The sequence below is a fragment of the Mesorhizobium sp. M1169 genome, from assembly GCF_040318345.1.
Lineage (GTDB): Bacteria > Pseudomonadota > Alphaproteobacteria > Rhizobiales > Rhizobiaceae > Mesorhizobium.
Genome location: NZ_JAMYME010000008.1, coordinates 51,486 through 72,593, shown reverse-complemented (window position 1 = coordinate 72,593; position 21,108 = coordinate 51,486). Strand labels below are relative to the sequence as shown.

Here is a 21,108-nt window from a genome sequence, read left to right as displayed (position 1 = left end):
GTTCAATTCGTCAAGTGCAGCTGCGAAATCGAGCTTCCGATTTTCAGGAAGACGCCTTCGAGCTGACTGACGTCGTTGGTCGGGTAATAATCCGACGGCGACGATGCGCAGGCCTCGTAGAGCTTGCGGTTGGCTGCGGTGTCGGCCTGCAGCAGCACTGTGAAGATCTGCACGTCCTGCTTCTTCAATGTGTTGCATACATTGGTTGTCCAATCGTCGACATTGCGCGCAGCCGCGGTCTGGTCGCTGGATCCAAACCGACCCGAGGCCAGGAATCCGTAGGAGCCATAGTCCGACTTCTGTGGCGTATCCTTCGCGCCATAGACAACATTCTCGCCGTCGGTGAGCAGCAGCACCGTTTTGGTCGTGCCTGACGCCCTGAACGGCGCGCCGTCGCTGTAAGGCGGTGCCGGCGAGAGCACCCGCATCCCCCATGACAAGCCTTCCGAAACATTGGTCCCCGAGCCGTTCCATTCGATCATCTCACCGACGGCCTTCCGCAATTTGTCGAAATCATCGGTCAGCGGCACTATCGGCGTCGGACAGGCCCGGTTTGGGCCGATAGTCAGTGGGCCTCTCTTGTCGTTGATGAGCTTCATCGTCGAAACACTGTACTTCGCCATGTCGCTGGTGAGGCCGGGAAGCAGGGTGACGACGGTATCGTCGAGATAGGAATTGTTGTAGCCGGTCGCTGAATTGCCGTAGGAGCTGTTTGGATTTCTAGCGTTACCTGGATCGTCCGGCGCGAAATAAGGTACGAACAGGGTGTCCGGTTTGTTTTGGTCGGGCGAAATGTCGGAAACATTGTTGGTTCCTGGCCGCGCTTCGACGCAGCCTCTCCATTCGACGCCCAATTGCTTGAACAGATCCATATGGTTGACGCGCTTGCCGCCGACCGAGGGGAAATTGGCGCCGTTGTTCGGCGATTTGCCGGCCATGTCGATCCAGGCCGGATCGTAGTCCTCGCCCTTGACGTTGACCGCGGTAACGAACGGCACCACCGCGACACGTACGCTGCGCGTCGGCGACTTCGCCGCTTCGAGCATATCAATCAGGGCCGTCGCCGCCGTCCGCAATGCGCCGATGCGATCGTTGCTGGCCATCGACCCGGTGTTGTCGAGCACCAGCACGACTTCGAGCTGATTGGTCGATTCGACGGCGCCGGCATCGACGGTGATGCGCTTGTCGTTGCCGAACAGGAAGGCGAAGTTCAAATTGACGTCCGCCGTGGCGACAGCCTTGGTCTGGATGTAATTGAGGCCCCTTTCCACGGTAAGCGTCGCTTCGGCGTTCCTCAACTCGCTGTGGCCGGCGACATTGGTCTGGAAGTAGCGGTCGAAGACGTCCTTGCGCGAAGCCTCGATGTCGCCGAGATGCGAAGATGCAAGGTTCGCGGCATCGAGCGCATTCTGCAAGCTGACCTTGGCCCTCATCAAGGTGGACACGTCCACGGCAAAGGCGACGGCGGTCAGAACCGCAGGCAGCCCGAACGCCAGCATCAGGGCAAAGTTGCCGCTCTTCGAACGGCAGAATTTGTCGAAAAGCATTTTTGTCCCCAAACCGCCTTGCTGCCGAACTCGCGCAGACTGTTTGCTTTTGCATCCGCATGATGAACGACGGGTTGCCGCCACGCCCGCCGGTGCTGGAACTTCGCATGGTGGTTAAGGTCCGGTTTCAGGAATCCGCAAGCCTTGCCGTCGAGACCCGTGGCGCTCTGGGACGGTAGGGCCGTTTGCTCCGTGGTTTGGCCTTGCTTTGCGGTCAAATTCCTGTATAGACGCCCGCAATCTGCCGGTCCTTGCTGGGGGCTGAACGGAGGGCCGGAGGTTTTTCGAAACCTTCGCGTGAAGCCAGAAGCGCTTCCGCCTCCCGTGTCTCCGCTCTCGACCGTCTCGTCATGCTCCTTTCTTCCCCGCCTTCGCAAGGATTGCGGGTCAGAGAAGTTGCAGAGGCTTTTGCCGCCGGGAACCGGGAGAGAAACGAAGAAAGGCACGAACACTATGGCTCTATACGAACATGTGTTTCTTGCCCGGCAGGACCTCTCGCAGCAGCAGGTCGATGCGCTTGTCGAACAGTACAAGGGCGTCATCACCGCGAATGGCGGGTCCGTCGGCCGGGTCGAGAACTGGGGACTGAAGTCCCTCACCTACCGGGTCAACAAGAACCGGAAGGCATATTATACACTCATGGACATCACCTGCCCGCCGGCCGCGCTCAACGAGATGGAGCGCCAGATGGGCCTGTCCGAGGACGTGCTGCGTTTCCTGACCATCAAGGTCGATGCGCATGAGGAAGGTCCGTCGGCAATGATGCAGAAGCGCGAAGAGCGCTCGGAACGCGGCGGCTTCGGCGACCGCGACCGTGGCGATCGTGGCCCGCGCTCATTCGGCGACCGCGATCGCGGTGACCGTGGTGATCGTCCGCCGCGCAGCTTCGGGGATGGCGGTGCCGATCGTGGCCCGCGCCGTCCGCGCGAAGGCTTTGAAGGAGCCGCAGAATAATGGTCGACATCAACCAGATCCCAACCCGGCGCCCCTTCCACCGTCGCCGCAAGACCTGCCCGTTCTCCGGCGCCAACGCGCCGAAGATCGACTACAAGGACGTGCGGCTTCTGCAGCGCTACATCTCCGAGCGCGGCAAGATCGTGCCATCGCGTATCACCGCCGTAAGCCAGAAGAAGCAGCGCGAACTCGCCAAGGCGATCAAGCGCGCCCGCTTCCTCGGCCTGCTGCCCTACGTGGTCCGCTAACACTGATTAGTTGACCATGATCTTATCCGAAAACCGGTTTCCACTTTTCGGGATCATGGTCTAGCCAGCGGGCGGTTCGCCGCCCGCTTTTCACCGGCCACGACGGGCGTAGCCGGATCGAACACCAAATCCCGGGTTGGATTTCGACAAGAGATCCTAACTGCCGCGACAGGCAGGACAGCGACACAGGCGGCGACGCCCCAGCTTCCTGACCTGTTCCAGACAACTCGGCGCCGATCCTGAGGATAGCGCCCAAGCGAAGGAACAAAACCATGGAAGTCATTCTTCTCGAACGCGTTTCCCGCCTCGGCCAGATGGGCGATACCGTCAAGGTCAAGGACGGGTTCGCCCGCAATTTCCTGCTGCCGCAAGGCAAGGCGCTGCGCGCCAACGAAGCTAACAAGAAGAAGTTCGAGGGGCAGCGGGCCCAGCTCGAAGCCCGCAACCTGGAGCGCAAGTCCGAAGCCGCGCAGATTGCAGAAAAGCTCGACGGCAAGAGCTTCATCGCCGTGCGCTCGGCCGGCGAAACCGGTCAGCTTTATGGTTCGGTCTCGACGCGCGACATCGCCGAGCTGGTGACGGCGGAAGGTTTTTCGGTCAACCGCAACCAGATCCTGCTCAACCAGCCAATCAAGACCATCGGCGTCACCAATGTGGCGATCGCGCTGCACCCGGAAGTCGAGGTTACCATCACGCTCAACATTGCCCGCACGGCCGACGAAGCCGAGCGCCAGGCCAAGGGCGAAACACTGACCACCGCCGAAGCCATCTACGGCGAGGACATCAACGATAATGCGCGGCCGGAAAACTTCTTCGATCCGAATGCGGAGTTCGAAGGCGGCGAAGACAACGGCTGATCGTCATTCGTCGGCATTCGCCGGCTAATCGCTATTCTGGACCAATGCCCGGGCCTCGTACCCGGGCATTTTTATGCCAAATGGAACTTTTCGAACCCCTATATCTTGATGCAGAATAGGACAGCATGTCTGGCCGAGAGGGGACAATTGGTCATGAATATTCTGCTGAAACGCGTTCTCGACCGCCTGGTCCGCACAGGCAATCTCAAGGTGACAGGGCCGCAAGGCTCGATGGTGACTTTCGGTGGCGGCAGCGGCGAGCCGGTGCACATGCACATCAAGACAAGGCATGCCGAGCGCGCAATAACCTTCGATCCGATGCTGGCGGTGCCGGAAGCCTACATGGACGGTGAACTCGACATTCTCGAGGGCGGCGTGCTGGGGGTGATGCGGATTGCCTTCCAGAACATGGGCAGCGGCGGTATCGATGCCACCTGGTCGAAGGCGATCGAAGGTCTGCGCCACGCCTTCCGGCGCCTGCAGCAGATCAACACGGCGTCGCGGGCGCGCCGCAACGTGCAGCGCCATTACGATCTGTCGGGCGACCTCTACCGCCTCTTCCTCGATGAGGACATGCAATATTCCTGCGCCTATTTCGAGCAGCCGGACATGACGCTCGACGAGGCCCAAGCAGCCAAGAAGCGCCATATCGCCGCCAAGCTCAGGCTGAAGGCGGGCCAGACGGTTCTTGATATCGGCTCCGGCTGGGGTGGGCTTGGGCTCTATCTAGCCAAGGCGTTCGACGTCGACGTACAGGGCGTGACGCTGTCGACCGAGCAGCACGGCGTCGCCACCGACCGCGCCCATGCGCAAGGCCTGCAAAACCGGGTGCATTTCGACATCAAGGACTATCGCGAACTCAATGAACGTTTCGACCGCATCGTCTCGGTCGGCATGTTCGAGCATGTCGGGGTCAATCATTTCCGCACCTTCTTCGACAAATCGGCGACGCTGCTGAAGCCGGACGGCGTCATGCTGCTGCACACGATCGGCCGCTCCGGCGTGCCGTGGGCAACCAGCGCCTTCATCCGCAAGTACATCTTCCCGGGCGGCTACATCCCGTCGCTATCCGAAGTGATGCCGGCCATCGAAAAATCGGGGCTCGTCGTCACCGACATCGAGGTTCTGCGGCTGCATTATGCCGAGACGCTGAAGCATTGGGGCGAGCGCTTCGCGGCCAACCGCGACAAGGCCAGGGCGATTTATGACGAGCGCTTCTGCCGCATGTGGGAGTTCTATCTTGCCGCCTCGGAAGCTGCCTTCCGCTGGCAGGATCTGGTGATCTTCCAGATCCAGATTGCCAAGAAGAACGACACGCTGCCGATGACGCGCGACTACATGGCCAGTTGCGAGAAGGCGCTGGAGATGCGCGATCTTGGACGTCGCGAAAAGGCTCCGGTGGCCAAGCCCACTCGCCGCCGCAAGGTGGCGGATCCGGAGTAGACTGCCGGCATCACGCCATTGCCGCTTGCCATTGCCGGCCGGCACGCTGAAAAGGGTCCCGTCAAGGCAGGACCTTTTTTCATGACCTACCTCCTCTACGTCGCCGCCGCACTTGCCGAGATCGCCGGCTGCTTTTCGCTCTGGGCGTGGTGGCGGCTGGACAAGTCGCCGCTGTGGTTGGCGCCCGGTCTCGTCTCGCTCGTGCTATTCGCGTGGCTGCTGGCGCTGGTCGACACCAGCGCGGCGGGCCGGGCCTATGCCGCCTATGGCGGCATCTACATTGCCGCCTCGCTGGCCTGGTTGTGGCTGGCGGAAGGCGTGCACCCCGACCGCTGGGATCTTGCCGGTGCCGCGATCTGCATCGTTGGCGCCTCGGTCATTCTGCTCGTACCTCGGACTGCCTAAGCGATGGAACTGCCCATCCCGCTTAGACAAGGCGTCGAGCGCCTTCTCGAACAGGTGCCGTTGCCGATGCTTAAGCAAGCGGCAAAGACGCTGTCGGACCGCTACCGCGCCGAGTTGCGCGACGGTCGCCTGCACATGGCCGAAGACATGGCGGTGAAGGCCTATCTGGCAACGCGGCTGCCGGCGACCTATGCCGCCATCCGCGCCAGCCTCGATGCGGTCAGCGAGGCACGGCCGGATTTTTTCCCAAAAACCCTGCTCGATGTCGGCGCCGGCCCTGGTACGGTGCTTTGGGCCACAATCGATCTCTGGCCCGATCTCGAACAGGCGGTGCTGCTCGAGGCCGGTGCCGCGGTGCGACGCGTCGGCGAGGCGCTTGCCGCCGAGGCGGTCACTGCCAGGACCGCCTGGCGGACCGGCGACATCACCATCGACCTGGCCGAGCTGGAGCCGGCCGATCTGGTGACCTCAGCCTATGTGCTGGACGAGATCGCGCCGGCATCGCTGGCAAAACTCGTCGACCGGCTCTGGCAGCTGACCGCCGACACGCTGCTGGTCGTAGAGCCAGGCACGCCGGCCGGCTGGCAGCGCATCCTTGCCGTGCGCCGGCAGCTGATCGAGGCGGGCGCGCATGTGCTCGCGCCATGTCCGCATGAGGCGCCCTGCCCGCTCGTCGCTCCCGACTGGTGCCATTTCGCCCGTCGCGTCGCCCGCTCGCGCCTGCACCGGCTGGCCAAGGATGCCGAGGTGCCGTGGGAGGACGAGAAATTCATCTTTGTCGCGGCCTCCCGCCATCCGGCCGCTCCGCCTCGAGCGCGAGTGATCGCACCGCCGAAGTCGGGCTCCGGCAAGGTCTTGCTGAAGCTTTGCGAACAGGATGGGGGTGCTGCCGAGCGACTGTTCACCAAGCGCGACGGCGAGACGTTCAAGGCCGCGCGGCGACTGGATTGGGGTGATGCCTTGCCGGAATGACCGGCAGCTATTTTCCTGTTTTGTTCTCGCCTTAGAACGGCTAGGCTCGCCATCTTGATTCGAGTCAATCGAGATTCTTTCCACCGAAAGATCCTGGCTGTGAATCGCGGGCATCAAAGTTGGTTGGTTGGGGACTGATGCAGATAAGTCATCACCGACTTGTCTCGTTCTGATATCGAGAGACGGGGATCAGGACCGGGGACATCATGGCAGAGGCAGCACGAAAATTCGGCGTGGCGGAAACACCGCTCTATCGCGAGGCGCCGAACAATATCGAGGCCGAGCAGGCGCTGCTCGGCGCCATACTGGTCAACAACGATGCCTTCTACCGCGTCTCCGACTTCCTGAAGCCCGGCCATTTCTACGAGCCGCTGCATAGAAAGATCTTCGAGGTCGCGGCCGAGCTCATCCGTATGGGCAAGATTGCGACGCCGATCACGCTGAAGACCTTCCTGCCGGCCGACGAGAAGGTCGGCGACATGACGGTGGCGCAATATGTCGTGCGGTTGGCGGTCGAGGCCGTCACCGTCGTCAACGCCACCGACTATGGCCGCGCCATCTACGATCTGGCGACGCGGCGCGCGCTAATCACTGTCGGCGAGGACATGGTCAACATCGCCTATGACGCGCCGGTCGACATGTCGCCCTCCGACCAGATCGAGGATGCCGAGCGGCGCCTGTTCGAATTGGCCGAAACCGGCCGCTACGATGGCGGCTTCGAGAGCTTCACCGATGCCGTCAAGACCGCCGTCGACATGGCCAATGCGGCTTATATGCGCGACGGGCATTTGTCGGGCGTTGCTACCGGCTTGCGCGATCTCGACCGCCGCATGGGCGGCCTGCAGTCGTCCGACCTGATCATCATTGCCGGCCGCCCCGGCATGGGCAAGACCTCGCTCGCCACCAATATCGCCTTCAACATCGCCGAGGCCTATGTCCCGGCGCAGCAGGCGGACGGCTCGTTCAAGGCGGCCAATGGCGGCGTCGTCGGCTTCTTTTCGCTCGAAATGTCATCCGAACAGCTGGCCACCCGCATTATTTCCGAACAGACGGAAATCCCGTCGTCGAAAATCCGGCGCGGCGAGATCAGCGAGATGGATTTCGAAAAGCTGGTCGCCTGCTCGCAGACAATGCAGAAAATCCCGCTGTTCATCGACCAGACCGGCGGCATTTCCATCGCTCAGCTGTCGGCCCGCGCGCGTCGCCTGAAGCGCCAGCGCGGCCTCGACGTCATCGTTATCGACTATATCCAGCTGATGCAGGGATCGAGCGCGAAATCCTCGCAAAACCGCGTCCAGGAAATCACCGAGATCACCACCGGCCTCAAGGCACTAGCCAAGGAGCTGGCGGTGCCGATCATCGCGCTGTCGCAGCTGTCGCGCCAAGTCGAGAGCCGCGACGACAAGCGCCCGCAGCTTTCGGATCTGCGCGAATCGGGCTCCATCGAGCAGGACGCCGACGTGGTGCTGTTCGTCTACCGCGAGGAATATTATCTGAAGAACCGCGAGCCGAAGCCGGGCACCGACGAATACATCAAATGGGAACACGAGATGAACGAGATGCGCGGTAAGGCCGAGGTCATCGTCGCCAAACAGCGCCACGGCCCAACGGGATCGGTCAGCCTCGCCTTCCAGGGCGAATTCACCCGCTTCTCGGATCTTGCGGAAGAGCATCATATTGCGGAGAGGTTTGAGTAAGCGTTTGGCAGATGTCGTAACAAGAATGCGGGAGTACGGCGTTCCTTCACGCCCTCCTCTGTCCTGCCGGACATCTCCCCCACGAGGGGGGAGATTGGCCGTCGCCACTGCCGGCTCTTTAATTCTCAACGCTGCAAATTGGCGAAACCCGAAGCGCAATCCGATCTCCCCCCTCGTGGGGAAGATGTCCGGCAGGACAGAGGGGGGCGCTGTCCCGCCGACCTGTCTTTCAATTGCCGCAGGCCGCGCCTGATGGCCAAATCCCGCATTCAGTTCATCTGCCAGAATTGCGGTTCGGTGCATCAGCGCTGGGCCGGCAAATGCGATGCCTGCGGCGAGTGGAACACGCTGGTCGAGGAAGGCACGTCAGGCGGCATAGGTTCCGGCCCGGCCAATACGCGCAATGCACGCAAGGGCCGCGCGGTGGTGCTGACCAGCCTCTCCGGCGACATCGAGGACGCGCCGCGCATCGTCTCCGGCATCGGCGAACTCGACCGCGCCACCGGCGGCGGCTTCGTGCGCGGCTCGGCGCTGCTGGTCGGCGGCGATCCCGGCATCGGCAAGTCGACGCTGCTCACCCAGGCCGCGGCCGCGCTGGCGGCAAAGGGCCACCGCATCGTCTATGTCTCTGGCGAAGAGGCGGTCGCGCAGATCAGGCTGCGCGCCCAGCGGCTCGGCGTCGCCGACACCCCGGTCGAGCTCGCCGCCGAAACCAATGTCGAGGACATCCTCGCCACCATCGCCGATGGCAAGCGGCCGGATCTGGTCATTCTCGATTCGATCCAGACGCTGTGGACCGATATGGCCGATTCGGCGCCCGGCACGGTGACCCAGGTGCGTGCCGCCGCCCAGGCGATGATCCGCTACGCAAAATCCACAGGGGCGGCGATCGTTCTGGTCGGCCACGTCACCAAGGAGGGCCAGATCGCCGGACCGCGCGTCGTCGAGCACATGGTCGACGCGGTGCTCTATTTCGAGGGCGAAGGCGGCCACCACTACCGCATCCTGCGCACGGTCAAGAATCGCTTCGGGCCAACCGATGAGATCGGCGTCTTCGAAATGTCGGACAAGGGCTTGCGGGAAGTCGCCAACCCGTCCGAGCTTTTCCTCGGTGAGCGCCATGCGAAGTCGCCGGGTGCCGCGGTTTTCGCCGGCATGGAAGGCACACGGCCGGTGCTGGTCGAGATCCAGGCGCTGGTGGCGCCATCGACGCTGGGCACACCGCGCCGCGCCGTCGTCGGCTGGGACGGTGCCCGGCTGTCGATGATCCTGGCGGTTCTGGAAGCCCATTGCGGCGTCCGCTTCGGCACGCACGACGTCTATCTCAACGTTGCCGGCGGCTACCGCATTTCGGAGCCGGCGGCCGACCTGGCAGTGGCGGCGGCACTGGTTTCCTCGCTCACCGGTCTTGCCCTTCCCGCCGATTGCGTCTATTTCGGCGAAATCAGCCTTTCGGGTGCGGTGAGGCCGGTTGCGCATGCGCAGCAGCGCCTCAAGGAAGCCGAAAAGCTGGGTTTCGGACGCGCGGTTCTGCCCTTGGGCAGCGAGGAACTTGCTGGTGGTAATGGGGTCGGGGGGATCGGAGCCGGCGCTTTCCAGCCCACCGAGCTTGCCGATCTCGTGGCGCGCATAGCCGGCTCTCGGCGCAGCCGCGCCGACGAGCAAGAGTGATGCGGCTCGTCGAGTCGTGAAAAAGAGATCGGAGTGGGGCGAAAAACATGCCGATTACGCTGCTTGACGGAATTCTCGTCGGCTTCACCCTGGTCTCGGCGATGCTCGCTATGGTTCGCGGCTTTTCGCGCGAGGTCCTGTCGATCATCTCCTGGGCAGCCGCCGCGGCCGCCGCCTTCTTCTTCTACAAGCCGGTGCTGCCTTACATTCAGCCCTATGTCGACAACGAAAAGGCCGCCATGGCGGCGGCCGCCGGTATCGTCTTCATTGTCGCGCTGATCGTCGTTTCGGTCATCACCATGAAGCTCGCCGACTGGATCATCGATTCCAGGATCGGCGCGCTCGATCGTACACTTGGCTTCCTCTATGGCGCGGCGCGCGGCATCCTGGTCGTCGCTGTCGCGCTGCTTTTCTTCAATTGGCTGGCCGGCGCCAAGGCTCCAGGCTGGATTGCCAACGCCAAGTCAAAGCCATTGCTCGAATCGATCGGCGCCAAGCTCGAAAGCCTTCTGCCCGAGGATCCGGAAAACGCCATCCTCAACAAGCTCAATCCGAATCAGCCGGCCACCGAGACGCCTCTGGCCCCCGACGCGCCCGCGGCGGAAGCCCCTGCCGCCGGCGACGACGCCACCGCTCCGGCACCCGACGACAGCGATGCGCCGCCGGCCGACAATGCGCCCGCGACGCCGGCACCTGCAAACCCGGCGCCGGCAAACTGATTTTGACAGACTTGCGAGGCTCAGGACTGTCGATCATGTGAACGCCGCACGACGTGCGTTGCTTTCGATGCGCTATGACCTTATATGGCGACTTAAGCGGAGCTTGAGCCCCAATGGCAGCCTCAGTGGCAGACGCAGACGACGTGCTTTCCGCCGAAGCCGACGACCATTTCCACGACGAATGCGGCGTGTTCGGCATTTTCGGCCGGCAGGACGCCGCAGCCATCGTAACGCTCGGTCTGCATGCGTTGCAGCATCGAGGCCAGGAAGCGGCCGGCATCGTTTCCTATGACGGCACCCAATTCCATGTCGAACGCCATGTCGGCCTGATCGGCGACACCTTTACTAAGCAGCGTGTCATCGACAGCCTGCAAGGCAACCGTGCCATCGGCCACACACGCTATGCCACCACCGGCGGCGCCGGTCTGCGCAATATCCAGCCTTTCTTCGCCGAACTTGCCGATGGCGGCTTTGCCGTCGCCCATAACGGCAATCTCACCAACGCCATGACCGTTCAGCGCGCCCTCCAGAAGCAAGGCGCCATCTTCTCTTCCACCTCCGACACCGAAACGCTCCTGCACCTGGTTGCCACCAGCAAGGAGCGCGACCTGAATTCGCGCTTCATCGATGCGGTGCGCCAAGTCGAAGGCGCCTTCTCGCTGGTGGCGATGACGTCCAAGAAGATGATCGGGTGCCGCGACCCGCTCGGCATCCGCCCGCTGGTGCTCGGCGATCTCGACGGCGCCTGGATTCTCGCCTCCGAGACCTGCGCGCTCGATATTATCGGTGCGCGTTTCGTGCGCGACCTGAAGCCCGGCGAAATGGTCGTCGTCACCAGCAAGGGCATCGAAAGCCTGTTCCCGTTCGAGCCGCAGAAGACCCGCTTCTGCATCTTCGAATATGTCTATTTCGCGCGGCCGGATTCGTCGGTCGAAGGCCGCAACGTCTATGAAGTGCGCAAGCGCATCGGCGCCGAGCTGGCGCAGGAAAGTCCGGTCGAAGCCGACATCGTCGTGCCGGTGCCGGATTCGGGCACGCCGGCGGCGATCGGCTTTTCGCAGGCCGCGGGCATTCCGTTCGAGCTCGGCATCATCCGCAATCACTATGTTGGCCGCACCTTCATCCAGCCCGGCGATTCGATCCGCCACATGGGTGTCAAGCTCAAGCACAACGCCAATCGCCGCATGATCGAAGGCAAGCGTGTGGTGCTGGTCGACGATTCGATCGTGCGCGGCACCACCAGCCAGAAGATCGTCCAGATGGTGCGCGATGCCGGCGCCAAGGAAGTGCATATGCGCATCGCTTCGCCACCGACGCGCGCCTCCTGCTTTTACGGCGTCGACACACCGGAAAAGTCGAAGCTGCTGGCGTCGCGCATGTCGGTGGAGGAGATGGCCGAGTTCATCCGCGTCGATTCGCTCGGCTTCCTGTCGATCGACGGGCTCTACCGCGCCGTCGGCGAGGCCGGCCGCGACAACGAGCAGCCGCAATTCTGCGACGCCTGCTTCACCGGCCAGTATCCGACCCGGCTTGCCGACTTCGAAGGCTCCGACAATGTGCGCACGCTGTCGCTGTTAGCGGCCGGCGGGTCATAGGCCTTGCCGGTCCGTTTGTCTCCCTCCCCTTAGCCCCTCACGGCGGTTTCACCTTGCCTGTCGGAATCCATCGTATGAGCCTTGACCTCTCCGGCCGCGTTGCGGTCGTCACCGGCGCCTCGCGCGGCATCGGCTATTTCATCGCCAGGGAGCTTGCCGCCGCCGGTGCGCATGTGATTGCGGTTGCCCGCACCGTCGGCGGGTTGGAAGAACTCGACGACCAGATCAAGGCAGGTGGCGGACAGGCGACGCTGGTACCGCTCGATCTTGCCGACATGGCGGGGATCGACCGGCTGGGCGGCGCCATCCACGAGCGCTGGGGCAAGCTCGACATACTGGTCGCAAACGCCGCCGTGCTCGGCGTCATCGCCCCGATCGGCCATGTCGAGGCCAAGACCTTCGAGAAGGTGATGACCATCAACGTCACAGCAACATGGCGGCTGATCCGCTCGGTCGACCCGCTGCTCAGGCTTTCCGATGCCGGCCGTGCCATCGTGCTGAGCTCCAGCCTTGCCCACTCCGCACGCGCCTTCTGGGCGCCTTATGCGGCGTCGAAGGCAGCGGTCGAGGCCATGACGCGTTCATGGGCGCATGAGACCGAAAACCTGCCGCTCAGGGTCAATGCCGCCGATCCCGGGGCAACGCGCACCGCGATGCGGGCGCAGGCCGTACCCGGCGAGGATCCTGAAACACTGCCGCACCCTTCGGAGATCGCCAAGCGAATCGTGCCGCTGGCCAGCCCTACGCTCAAGGAGACCGGGCTGATCTTCCAGGCCAAGCACAATCGCTTTGTCGCCTACCGGCAGCCGAAGTAGCCACACATCGCATTTTGCCGGAAGAATTGCGCCGGCACCAACGTTGTTCGGGTGCCACAATTCGAGAAACGGAGGACCAAATGCGGAGACTGCTTCTCTTGACTGCCACCGCGCTGCTTGCAGTGATCGGCGCCGCGTCGTCGCAGGAGGCAACGATGAGCTTTTTCGTCACCAGCGTCGGCTCCGGCAAAGGCGCCGATCTCGGCGGTCTCGCCGGCGCCGACGCCCATTGTAGTTCACTGGCCGAAGCCGCGGGCGTTACCGGCAAGACATGGCGCGCCTATCTCTCGACCAGCGATACCGATGCACGCGACCGTATCGGCAAAGGCCCGTGGTTCAACGCCAAGGGCGTCAAGATCGCCGATGATGTCGCTTCCCTGCATAGCGATGCCAACGCCATCACCAAACAGACGGCACTCGACGAAAAGGGCCAAATGGTCAACGGCCGCGGCGACACGCCCAACCGGCACGACGTGTTGACCGGCTCCAAGCCGGATGGCACGAAAATAGCCGACCAGACCTGCGGCGACTGGACGCTGAGCGGAGCAGAAGGTGTGGCGATGATGGGTCATCACGATCGTACCGGCCTCGATGGCTCGGCAGCCGCCAAATCGTGGAATTCCTCGCATGCGTCACGCGGTGGCTGCAGCCAGGAGGCGCTGAAGGGCACCGGCGGCGACGGCCTGTTCTATTGTTTTGCGGTGAACTGAACCAAAACGAACCGACATCACGTGGCTGTGATGCCGTGGCTTAACGCCGCGCTTTGGCCCAGCTTTCGCCGCTGGGCCGGAGTTGCTAGGATCGTGCGACTCCCAAAACAAGCAGAGCGAGGAAATACTCATGGCGGCACCGAGCGTAGCGTTAGTCTGGTATCTGGTGATCGCCGGCCCGCAAGGCGGCATGGTCGTGCTGCCCAGCACATTCGACACCCGCGAACAGTGCGCCTTCGCCATAACCGAATACCAGAAGCAACCGACGCCGGCCGGCTGGTCGGTGCAGTGCGTGCCGAGCGCCTCGCCCTTCGCCGACGAGGGCGACGCCGAGGAGCCGTCGGCGCAGTAGGACAGCGTGATCTCCCCCCTTGAGGGGGAGATCGTCAGCGTCGCGCGCTTACCGTCAGCTCCGGCTTCTGGCTGATGGTCTGGAACACGACGCAGTAGCGCTCGGTCAGCTTGAGCAGCGCATCGATGCGCTCCTGCGGCTCGTCGGTGTCGAGGCCAAATGTCAGCCGGATGGCGCGGAAGCCAACCGGCGCATCCTTTGCCACGCCAAGCGTGCCGCGAAAGTCCAGGTCGCCTTCGGCTTCCACCGTGGCGGCCCCAAGCTTGAATTCCAGCGCCGTCGCTACCGCCTTCAGCGTGACGCCTGCGCAAGCCACCAGTGCCTCCAGCAGCATGTCGCCGGAGCAGAGTTCGAGCCCGGTGCCGCCGGTCGCCGGATGCAGCCCCGCAATGGCGATCGCCCTGCCTGTCTCGACCTTGCAGGCGATCGATTGGTCGTCGATCGAGCCTTTGGCGCGGAGAGTAATCAGCGCGCGCGAGGCGTTGTCGCGATAGGCCTCCTTCAGCGGCGCCTGCACGGCCTTCAATGCGATCGCATCCATTTTGTCGTCTCCCATAATTGCCCTGGCTTCGCTGCTTTACGGCTATGCCGCCTGCCCCAAACGCAAGTCCGCGCTGGCGTAGCGCTTGGCAGGGTTTCGCCGGTATAGCCTGACGATACGGGGAGCATCCAACGCCATCACACCGTCTCTCGCAACACATTCGTAAGGCCGCCGGACATATGGCCGATATCGCCATTGTGAAAACCCGCGAACGGGTTCTTGCCGGAATCCTGTTCAGCGGGGCTGCCTACCTGCTGTTTTCGATGCAGGACGCCTCAAGCTGACACTATGGTGTCAGGAAGGGGCAGCGTAGGCTGGTGAGATGACGGGATCGCTGGACATGCCATGCACAGTGGAAAGCGCCCGCGAGCGTACCCTCGGCATCATACTGGTCTCGGCATCGGCGGCCGTCTTCGGCCTCACCGGCGTGCTGACCAAATCGATCCATGCCGACCCGCTGACCATTACCTGCTGGCGCGGCTTCGTCGGCTCGATCCTGATCAGCCTCTATGTCCTATGGCGCCGCCAGCGCTCCGGCGGTCGCGACAGCTTGCGACTCGGCTGGCGAGGCTGGCTGCTGGCGATCGAGGGCGCGCTCGCAAGCATCGCCTTTATCTCGGCGTTCAAGTTCACCTTTGTCGCCAATGTCGCGATCATCTATGCCACGGCCCCGTTCGTCACCGCGCTGCTGGCCCTCCTGTTGGTCCGCGAGCCGTTCCGGCTGCAGACGGTTGCCGCCGCCGCTGTGTCACTATGCGGTGTGGCAATCATGGTCTGGTCCGGCTTCGGCACCGGCCATTTGTTCGGCGACGGGCTGGCGCTGCTGATGACGATCGGCAGCGCGCTCTACATGATCATGGTGCGCGCCTTCCGCGACACGCCGGTGGTGTGGGCGGGTGCGGTGTCGGCATTCCTTTTGTTCGTGCTCGGCTGGTTCGTCGCCGATCCGCTGGCTGTCTCGGCCAGGGACGCTGTGCTTCTAGCCACCTTCGGCGCCTCGTTCGCGTTGGCTTCGATCCTGTGGACGGAGGGCACCCGGCTTATTCCTGCGGCCGAGTCCGGATTGCTGGGTTCAGCTGAAGTGCCATTCGCGATCCTGTTTGCCTTCCTGTTCCTGGCGGAGATCCCGCCGGCAGCCAGCATGGTCGGTGGCGCCATCGTGCTTTGCGCGGTGTTCGCTCACGCCGGCCGCGACTGGCTGATGGCCAGGCAGCGCGCAGCGGATGCATGACCAATCCTCGCCGCGTCCGAGCGCGAGTTGGTGGTCCGATCACGAGAAATCCGGTCCTGAAAATTAATTTGAAAAGTCATGGAACCATCATAGGGCTCAGGCATTATGGCTGCGACGGGCCACCCCAAGTCCCCCCAAACCCCTCGGCCCGTCCTACTCAGAAGCCGACCGCAAGGTCGGCTTTTTCTTTGCTGGCTCAATTGGCCAAGGCCAGGTTGCCGCTGAACAACGCGGCCAGATCCTGCGCCGGCCGGTCGGCATCCTCACGCAAGCGGACGGCGAATTCGGCGACCGGCACCGGCGGCAGATCAAGATCGCGCGGCGCCTCGACGATGCCGGAATGAGCGAAGCGCGCCGTCCGCAACGTCAAGGCGATGCCGGCGTGCACCGCCGTGCGCAGGCCGGCAAGGCTGGCACTGCCGGCAGCAATGCGGTAGCGACGGCCGGCCGCATCGAGTGCACTGGTCGCCGCTTCGCGAAACCCGCAATGGGGATCGAGCAACGCCAAGGGCAGTTCGTCGTGGCGGGTGGCCAGCCCGTTCTGTGAGCAAAGCCAGATCATTGGTTCCTTGAGCACACCGACTTCGTCCCGTGTCGGCACCTGCCGCATGGCAATGGCCAGATCAAGGGTGCCGGCCTGCAAAGCCTGCGCCAGTTCGGCGGAACGGCCGACGCGCAGTTCGATCCTGACGCGCGGATGGCTGACAGCAAAAGCCCTGAGAAGCTGCGGCAAGCCGCTGTCGGCGAAATCCTGCGTGGTGCCGATGGCGACGCGCCCGTCGGCGTGCGCGCCTTTGAGGGCCAGCCACGCCTCGCGGTGCGCGGCAAGGATGCGACGCGCGTGAACGATCAGATCCTCGCCTGCCGGCGTCAGGCCGCGCCCTCGCCCCTGCGGCACCAGCAGCGGTTCGCCGACAACATCCTCCAGCCGCTGCATCTGCGCGGTCACTGCGGACGGCGAGCGACCGACGATCGACGCGGCCCGCGCCAGGGAACCGCCATCGACGAAAGCGAGGAAAGTCTTGAGGAGGTCGGGATCGAACAACTGCATAATTCGATGCTATCAAAGTATTTATCAAAAACAATTCGATTTTTTTGATCAAAGGACGATGGCATGATTTTTTCGACGGCGAAGAGGCGCCGCTTGAAACCGAGGAGAAGAAATATGCCGATCATCAATGTCAGCGTTACCGGCAAGCCCGATGCCGCTTTGTCCGCCGCCATTGCCAAGGAAGTGACCGAACTGACGGCCACGCATCTGCGCAAGGACGCGACGATCACAGCTGTTGCCATTTCCTATCACGACCCCGAGCACTGGTTCGCCGGCGGCAAGTCGCTGGCCGAGCATGGCACCAACACGGCCTGGCTCGACATCAAGGTTGTCGACGGTACCAACACCAAGCTCGAACTGGAGGCGTATCTGCAGGCAATTTTCGCGGCATTCGGCCGGCTGCTGGGTAAGGTGCATGAGGAAAGCTACGCCCTCGTGCATGAAGTGCCTGCGGCCGCCTATGGCTTTGGCGGCAAGACGCAGGAATTCCGCTTCATCAGCGGAAGGATGAAAGCGGCGTAGCTGCGATAAGCAGCCGAGCCGAATCAAGAAGGAAAAATGGAGCCGCATTGACGTTGATCCAACTTCGGCTAGGTTCTCACCCGAAGCGGCCACTGAAGAGCCGTGACGTGAGATCGTTGGGAGATGCGGCGATGATCCTGACACTGGCGCTGCTTGCGGGTCTTGTCGCGGCCTGGCTGCTGATCGGCGTGGTGGAGAAGTTCCGCCTCGGCCTGCGTTTGAGCCAGGCGCTGCTCTACGTGCTGTTCAAGCTCGCCTACCGGATCAGCGACGAGCGCATCAAGATTGCGCGCAGGTCGGTGGCCCCGGTTATCTATGTCATCTGGCATCAGTCACGCATCGAGCCGGCGCTGATGCTGTCGCTGCTGCCGGAGGACACGCTGCACATCCTCGACCAGGCTTCGGCCAGATCGCCGTGGCTGGAGCCGTGGCGCGAGCTCGGCCGCACCATCGCCTTCAACGCCGAGCATGTCTTCGTCAGCCGCAGATTGGTGCGGGTGCTGAAGGGCAAGGGCCGGCTCGCCGTTTACCTGCCGGATGCGGTCGAGCCAGACGTCAAGTCGTTTCGGTTGTTTCGCGCCATCACTCGTATCGCCATGCAGGCCGACGCCCGTATCGTGCCGGTCTTCGTTGCCGGCGCACGCAGCCTGCCGGCCTCGCTGACGCCGGCGGACAAGGCGCCGCGCCATTGGTTTCCGCAGCTGTCGATCAGCGCGCTGGAGCCGATGACTATCGCCGAGCTGGTGGCGCGGAACCCAGATCAGGCCTCCAACACCAATGCGCTGTTTGATCGCTTCGCCGAGGCCAGGCTTTTCGGCAGTGATCTCGACCGAGGGCTGTTCCTCGCCATGCGCGATGCGGCCGACCGTGTTGGCGCTTCGCACCCAATAATCGAGGACGTCATTGGCGGTGCCCTGAGCTACCGGAAAGTGTTCATCGGCGCCAGGGTTTTGGGCCGACGGTTCGAGGCAATAACAGCGCCGGGCGAAGCGGTTGGGCTGCTCCTGCCCAACGCCAATGGCGTCGTGCTGTCGTTCGTCGGACTTTTGTCGGCTGCGCGGGTGGCAGCAATGATCAACTATACCGCCGGCCCGGCCAGCGTCACCGCCGCCGTCCGCACGGCGATGATCCGAACCGTGGTCTCCTCACGCGCCTTTGTCGAAAGGGCCAACCTCGCCGACATCGTCGAGGCGGTGGAAAAGGGCGGGGCGAAACTGCTGTGGCTGGAGGATGTCCGCGCAAGCGTGACCGTGCTGGACAAGGCCGCAGCCGGCTTGCTGTGGCGCTGGCCGTTGCAGCGCCAGGATGCAGCCAAGCCGGCGGTGATCCTGTTCACCTCCGGCTCGGAAGGCACGCCCAAGGCCGTGGTGCTGTCGCACCGGAACCTTCTTGCCAATGCGATGCAGGCGGAAGCTCGCATCACCATCTCGCCGGCCGATATCCTGCTCAACGTGCTGCCGGTGTTCCACTCGTTCGGGCTGACCGGCGGCACCATCCTGCCGCTGGTCACCGGAGTAAAGCTGTTCCTCTACCCGTCACCGCTCCACTACAAACTTATTCCGGAGGTCGCGCGCAAGGTCCGGCCGACGGTGATGTTCGGCACGGACACGTTCCTCGCCAACTATGCCCGCACCGCCAAGGACGGCGATTTTTCCAGCCTGCGCTTCGTCGTGGCTGGTGCCGAGGCGGTGAAGCCGGAGACGCGCCGGGTTTACCGCGAGCGCTTCCAGGCCGAGATCATCGAAGGTTTTGGCTTGACCGAGGCCGCACCAGTGGTTGCCGTCAACACCGCCATCCACGGCCGCGACGGAACGGTCGGGCGGCTGCTGCCGGCCATGCGCATGAAACTCGAACCGGTCGAAGGCATCAGCGACGCCGGCCGGCTGTGGCTCGACGGGCCGAACCTGATGATGGGCTACATGACCGGCGACCGGCCGGGCGAGTTGCAGCCGCTCGAAGGCTGGCACGACACCGGCGATATCGTTTCGGTCGATCGCGAAGGCTTCATCACCATTCGCGGCCGCGCCAAGCGCTTCGCCAAGATAGCCGGCGAGATGGTATCGCTTGGCGCGGTCGAGATGCTGGTGCAGTCGCTGTGGCCGGAAGAGCATCACGCCGTGGTGGCAGTGCCGGACAAGCGGCGCGGCGAGCGCCTCGTTCTGGTCACCACGGCCGACAATGCCGATCCCGACGAATTGCGAGAATTCGGCAAAAAAGCCGGGGCGGCCGAACTGATGGTGCCGAACGACATCGTCAAGGTCGAGGAGATCCCGGTACTGGGCTCCGGTAAGACCGACTATGTCTCGACTAGAAAGCTGGCGCTCGAGAGGCTGGGACTGAGCGCAGCCGCCTGAGGCTTGCTGTCGAAAACTCTAAAGCGCGTCGCGTTCGACCGGCCTTGTGCGACGCGCTTTAGATTCTTGTTTTTATGCATGTCGTCATCGCAAAACCGCTGCACACTTTTGCGCGAATGCACTAGAGGACTACCACCGACAACAGCAGAATGACGCCGACGGCCATCATCAGCAGGCCCGGCCAGTTCTGCGACAGGCCGAGAAAACGGAGCCCGCGTCGTCGCGGCTCCAGAGTCGGACCTGGTGTTGCGAGATTGGGCGTCGGACTGTCCGGCGCGGTGGAGACAGCGGCCGGCTCACTAAGCCGCCCGCGCATGATGGCCGCAATCGCCATATACACGAGGCCGGCGACAGTCAGTAACGCGCCGATGAGGATGACAGCCATTTCTCCTCGTTTTCCGATGGTTCTGCGCCCGATGCGGCAGCTTGCGCTACGTTGACGACGTATCACGAGCAGCCGCTCAGGCGGACCTACCAACACAAACGGTCTAGCCGCCCAGCAAGTTCCGAAAACGGGTTTTTGAGGTGCGTTCCACAGCGCCGCGTGCTCTGCGAGCCTTTTTGGAATCATGCACTGCCAGGCGCAACGCGAACTGGCACCAAATCCGTCAGCCAATATCCGAGGACGGCACCTTCTCGCCTTCGCGCTTGGCGCGTCTCGAATAGGCCCGCACGCTGAACGGCAAGAAGACCAGATAGCCGGCAACCGAGGCCGTCAGCGTATACCAGGGATAGGTCATCAAAAGCAGGACGTAGAGGACGACTGCGAGGATGATCGGCAGCACCCTGTCGCCCGGTATCCTGACGCTCTTGCCGGAATAGACGGGCAGTCTGCTGACCAGCAGGAACGCCACCAATATTGTAAAGCCGGTGGCAATGAAGGCTGCCAGGCGGCTGGGTTCAAGCCCAAGCCTGAGGAAGAACAGATAGAGCGGCAGCATTACAAGCACCGCACCCGCCGGCGCCGGCACGCCGACGAAATATTCGGTTTGCCACTGCGGACGGTCGAGCTCTTCGTCGAGCACGTTGAAACGGGCAAGCCTCATCCCACAGGCGATGGTGAACAGCAGCGCGGCGATCCAGCCCGGCGAACCTGCCCTGTCGAGCAGAAAGGCATAGAGCACCAGCGCCGGTGCCACGCCGAAATTGACGATATCGGCCAGCGAATCCATCTGGGCGCCGAATTTGGAAGTCGCCTTCAGCATTCGCGCTAGACGGCCGTCGATACCATCGAGGAAGGCGGCGAGCAGCACCATCACCACCGCTGGCTCGAAGCGGCCCTCGAAGCCGAAGCGAATACCGGACAGGCCGGCGCAGATGGCAAGCACCGTGACCAGATTGGGCAGCACCATGCGCATCGGGATTTCGCGAATGCGCGGGCCACCGCCGCCATGCGCCTCGAATTTCTTGAACGGCGGCGCCAC

Annotated in this window: 21 protein-coding genes; 16 read left to right on the top strand and 5 right to left on the bottom strand. The window is 63.2% G+C overall.

Annotated elements, in window-relative coordinates:
* Positions 1-2 precede the first annotated feature (2 nt).
* Positions 3-1,547, bottom strand: coding sequence for a pilus assembly protein TadG-related protein (locus NKH41_RS10870; RefSeq protein WP_352771639.1), 1,545 nt, complete (start codon positions 1,545-1,547; stop codon positions 3-5).
* A gap of 453 nt (positions 1,548-2,000) precedes the next feature.
* Between NKH41_RS10870 and rpsF the strand changes: the two genes are divergently transcribed.
* The 13 genes from rpsF (at position 2,001) to NKH41_RS10805 (ending at position 13,985) form a co-directional block, all read left to right on the top strand.
* Positions 2,001-2,501 (top strand): 30S ribosomal protein S6, encoded by a 501-nt coding sequence (gene rpsF / locus NKH41_RS10865; protein ID WP_292663863.1) that lies wholly within the window; start codon positions 2,001-2,003, stop codon positions 2,499-2,501.
* On the top strand, positions 2,501-2,749 hold the full coding sequence (gene rpsR, locus NKH41_RS10860; RefSeq protein ID WP_006203718.1) for a 30S ribosomal protein S18: 249 nt from the start codon (positions 2,501-2,503) through the stop codon (positions 2,747-2,749). Before rpsF ends, rpsR begins: the two co-directional genes overlap by 1 nt.
* 272 nt (positions 2,750-3,021) lie before the next feature.
* Positions 3,022-3,606, top strand: coding sequence for a 50S ribosomal protein L9 (gene rplI / locus NKH41_RS10855; protein ID WP_254820243.1), 585 nt, complete (start codon positions 3,022-3,024; stop codon positions 3,604-3,606).
* Positions 3,607-3,759: 153 nt separating this feature from the next.
* Positions 3,760-5,049, top strand: a complete 1,290-nt coding sequence (locus tag NKH41_RS10850) for a cyclopropane fatty acid synthase (RefSeq protein WP_352771638.1) — start codon at positions 3,760-3,762, stop codon at positions 5,047-5,049.
* An 81-nt stretch (positions 5,050-5,130) separates the two neighbouring features.
* A complete protein-coding gene (locus tag NKH41_RS10845; RefSeq protein ID WP_352771636.1) occupies positions 5,131-5,454 on the top strand; it encodes a YnfA family protein in 324 nt (107 codons plus the stop codon).
* 3 nt (positions 5,455-5,457) lie between these two features.
* Positions 5,458-6,426, top strand: a complete 969-nt coding sequence (locus NKH41_RS10840; RefSeq protein ID WP_352771634.1) for a small ribosomal subunit Rsm22 family protein — start codon at positions 5,458-5,460, stop codon at positions 6,424-6,426.
* A gap of 206 nt (positions 6,427-6,632) precedes the next feature.
* Positions 6,633-8,123, top strand: a complete 1,491-nt coding sequence (locus NKH41_RS10835) for a replicative DNA helicase (RefSeq protein WP_352471085.1) — start codon at positions 6,633-6,635, stop codon at positions 8,121-8,123.
* A 252-nt stretch (positions 8,124-8,375) separates the two neighbouring features.
* Positions 8,376-9,794 carry a DNA repair protein RadA gene (gene radA, locus NKH41_RS10830; RefSeq protein WP_352771632.1) on the top strand — a complete coding sequence of 473 codons (1,419 nt, stop codon included), beginning with the start codon at positions 8,376-8,378 and terminating at the stop codon, positions 9,792-9,794.
* A 47-nt stretch (positions 9,795-9,841) separates the two neighbouring features.
* On the top strand, positions 9,842-10,513 hold the full coding sequence (locus NKH41_RS10825; protein WP_352771630.1) for a CvpA family protein: 672 nt from the start codon (positions 9,842-9,844) through the stop codon (positions 10,511-10,513).
* Positions 10,514-10,638: 125 nt separating this feature from the next.
* Positions 10,639-12,108: an amidophosphoribosyltransferase gene (gene purF, locus NKH41_RS10820; protein WP_023677717.1), complete on the top strand. Its 1,470-nt coding sequence runs from the start codon at positions 10,639-10,641 to the stop codon at positions 12,106-12,108.
* Between the two features lie 74 nt (positions 12,109-12,182).
* On the top strand, positions 12,183-12,923 hold the full coding sequence (locus NKH41_RS10815; RefSeq protein ID WP_352471083.1) for an SDR family NAD(P)-dependent oxidoreductase: 741 nt from the start codon (positions 12,183-12,185) through the stop codon (positions 12,921-12,923).
* Positions 12,924-13,003: 80 nt separating this feature from the next.
* Complete coding sequence (locus NKH41_RS10810; protein WP_352540796.1) at positions 13,004-13,633, top strand: hypothetical protein; 630 nt, start codon at positions 13,004-13,006, stop codon at positions 13,631-13,633.
* A gap of 130 nt (positions 13,634-13,763) precedes the next feature.
* A complete protein-coding gene (locus NKH41_RS10805) occupies positions 13,764-13,985 on the top strand; it encodes a hypothetical protein (RefSeq protein WP_254820234.1) in 222 nt (73 codons plus the stop codon).
* A gap of 34 nt (positions 13,986-14,019) precedes the next feature.
* Here the strand turns inward: NKH41_RS10805 and NKH41_RS10800 are convergent, their stop codons facing one another.
* Positions 14,020-14,526, bottom strand: coding sequence for an OsmC family protein (locus NKH41_RS10800; RefSeq protein ID WP_352501843.1), 507 nt, complete (start codon positions 14,524-14,526; stop codon positions 14,020-14,022).
* Between the two features lie 322 nt (positions 14,527-14,848).
* On the opposite strand from NKH41_RS10800, the gene NKH41_RS10795 reads away from it, so the two are divergent.
* Positions 14,849-15,757, top strand: a complete 909-nt coding sequence (locus tag NKH41_RS10795) for a DMT family transporter (RefSeq protein WP_502895725.1) — start codon at positions 14,849-14,851, stop codon at positions 15,755-15,757.
* A 196-nt stretch (positions 15,758-15,953) separates the two neighbouring features.
* On the opposite strand, the gene NKH41_RS10790 is transcribed toward NKH41_RS10795, so the two are convergent.
* Positions 15,954-16,808 (bottom strand): LysR substrate-binding domain-containing protein, encoded by an 855-nt coding sequence (locus NKH41_RS10790; RefSeq protein ID WP_352771628.1) that lies wholly within the window; start codon positions 16,806-16,808, stop codon positions 15,954-15,956.
* 114 nt (positions 16,809-16,922) lie between these two features.
* On the opposite strand from NKH41_RS10790, the gene NKH41_RS10785 reads away from it, so the two are divergent.
* Positions 16,923-17,330, top strand: a complete 408-nt coding sequence (locus NKH41_RS10785) for a tautomerase family protein (RefSeq protein WP_023677725.1) — start codon at positions 16,923-16,925, stop codon at positions 17,328-17,330.
* Between the two features lie 131 nt (positions 17,331-17,461).
* The gene (locus NKH41_RS10780) at positions 17,462-19,684 is read left to right on the top strand and encodes an AMP-binding protein (protein ID WP_352771626.1); all 2,223 of its coding nucleotides are present in this window, start codon (positions 17,462-17,464) and stop codon (positions 19,682-19,684) included.
* A gap of 121 nt (positions 19,685-19,805) precedes the next feature.
* Here NKH41_RS10780 and NKH41_RS10775 read toward each other — a convergent pair whose 3' ends face one another.
* Positions 19,806-20,069 carry a hypothetical protein gene (locus NKH41_RS10775; RefSeq protein WP_352471079.1) on the bottom strand — a complete coding sequence of 88 codons (264 nt, stop codon included), beginning with the start codon at positions 20,067-20,069 and terminating at the stop codon, positions 19,806-19,808.
* 223 nt (positions 20,070-20,292) lie between these two features.
* Positions 20,293-21,108 carry a CDP-alcohol phosphatidyltransferase family protein gene (locus tag NKH41_RS10770; RefSeq protein WP_023677728.1) on the bottom strand — a complete coding sequence of 272 codons (816 nt, stop codon included), beginning with the start codon at positions 21,106-21,108 and terminating at the stop codon, positions 20,293-20,295.

Coding starts and splice junctions, on each gene's coding strand:
- NKH41_RS10850 (WP_352771638.1), top strand. CDS start 3,760: ATGAATATTCTGCTGAAACGCGTTCTCGACCGCCTGGTCCGCACAGGC.
- NKH41_RS10840 (WP_352771634.1), top strand. CDS start 5,458: ATGGAACTGCCCATCCCGCTTAGACAAGGCGTCGAGCGCCTTCTCGAA.
- rpsF (WP_292663863.1), top strand. CDS start 2,001: ATGGCTCTATACGAACATGTGTTTCTTGCCCGGCAGGACCTCTCGCAG.
- NKH41_RS10845 (WP_352771636.1), top strand. CDS start 5,131: ATGACCTACCTCCTCTACGTCGCCGCCGCACTTGCCGAGATCGCCGGC.
- radA (WP_352771632.1), top strand. CDS start 8,376: ATGGCCAAATCCCGCATTCAGTTCATCTGCCAGAATTGCGGTTCGGTG.
- rpsR (WP_006203718.1), top strand. CDS start 2,501: ATGGTCGACATCAACCAGATCCCAACCCGGCGCCCCTTCCACCGTCGC.
- NKH41_RS10810 (WP_352540796.1), top strand. CDS start 13,004: ATGCGGAGACTGCTTCTCTTGACTGCCACCGCGCTGCTTGCAGTGATC.
- NKH41_RS10800 (WP_352501843.1), bottom strand. CDS start 14,526: ATGGATGCGATCGCATTGAAGGCCGTGCAGGCGCCGCTGAAGGAGGCC.
- NKH41_RS10835 (WP_352471085.1), top strand. CDS start 6,633: ATGGCAGAGGCAGCACGAAAATTCGGCGTGGCGGAAACACCGCTCTAT.
- NKH41_RS10775 (WP_352471079.1), bottom strand. CDS start 20,069: ATGGCTGTCATCCTCATCGGCGCGTTACTGACTGTCGCCGGCCTCGTG.
- rplI (WP_254820243.1), top strand. CDS start 3,022: ATGGAAGTCATTCTTCTCGAACGCGTTTCCCGCCTCGGCCAGATGGGC.
- NKH41_RS10785 (WP_023677725.1), top strand. CDS start 16,923: ATGCCGATCATCAATGTCAGCGTTACCGGCAAGCCCGATGCCGCTTTG.
- NKH41_RS10805 (WP_254820234.1), top strand. CDS start 13,764: ATGGCGGCACCGAGCGTAGCGTTAGTCTGGTATCTGGTGATCGCCGGC.
- NKH41_RS10790 (WP_352771628.1), bottom strand. CDS start 16,808: ATGCAGTTGTTCGATCCCGACCTCCTCAAGACTTTCCTCGCTTTCGTC.
- NKH41_RS10870 (WP_352771639.1), bottom strand. CDS start 1,547: ATGCTTTTCGACAAATTCTGCCGTTCGAAGAGCGGCAACTTTGCCCTG.
- NKH41_RS10825 (WP_352771630.1), top strand. CDS start 9,842: ATGCCGATTACGCTGCTTGACGGAATTCTCGTCGGCTTCACCCTGGTC.
- NKH41_RS10815 (WP_352471083.1), top strand. CDS start 12,183: ATGAGCCTTGACCTCTCCGGCCGCGTTGCGGTCGTCACCGGCGCCTCG.
- NKH41_RS10795 (WP_502895725.1), top strand. CDS start 14,849: ATGACGGGATCGCTGGACATGCCATGCACAGTGGAAAGCGCCCGCGAG.
- NKH41_RS10780 (WP_352771626.1), top strand. CDS start 17,462: ATGATCCTGACACTGGCGCTGCTTGCGGGTCTTGTCGCGGCCTGGCTG.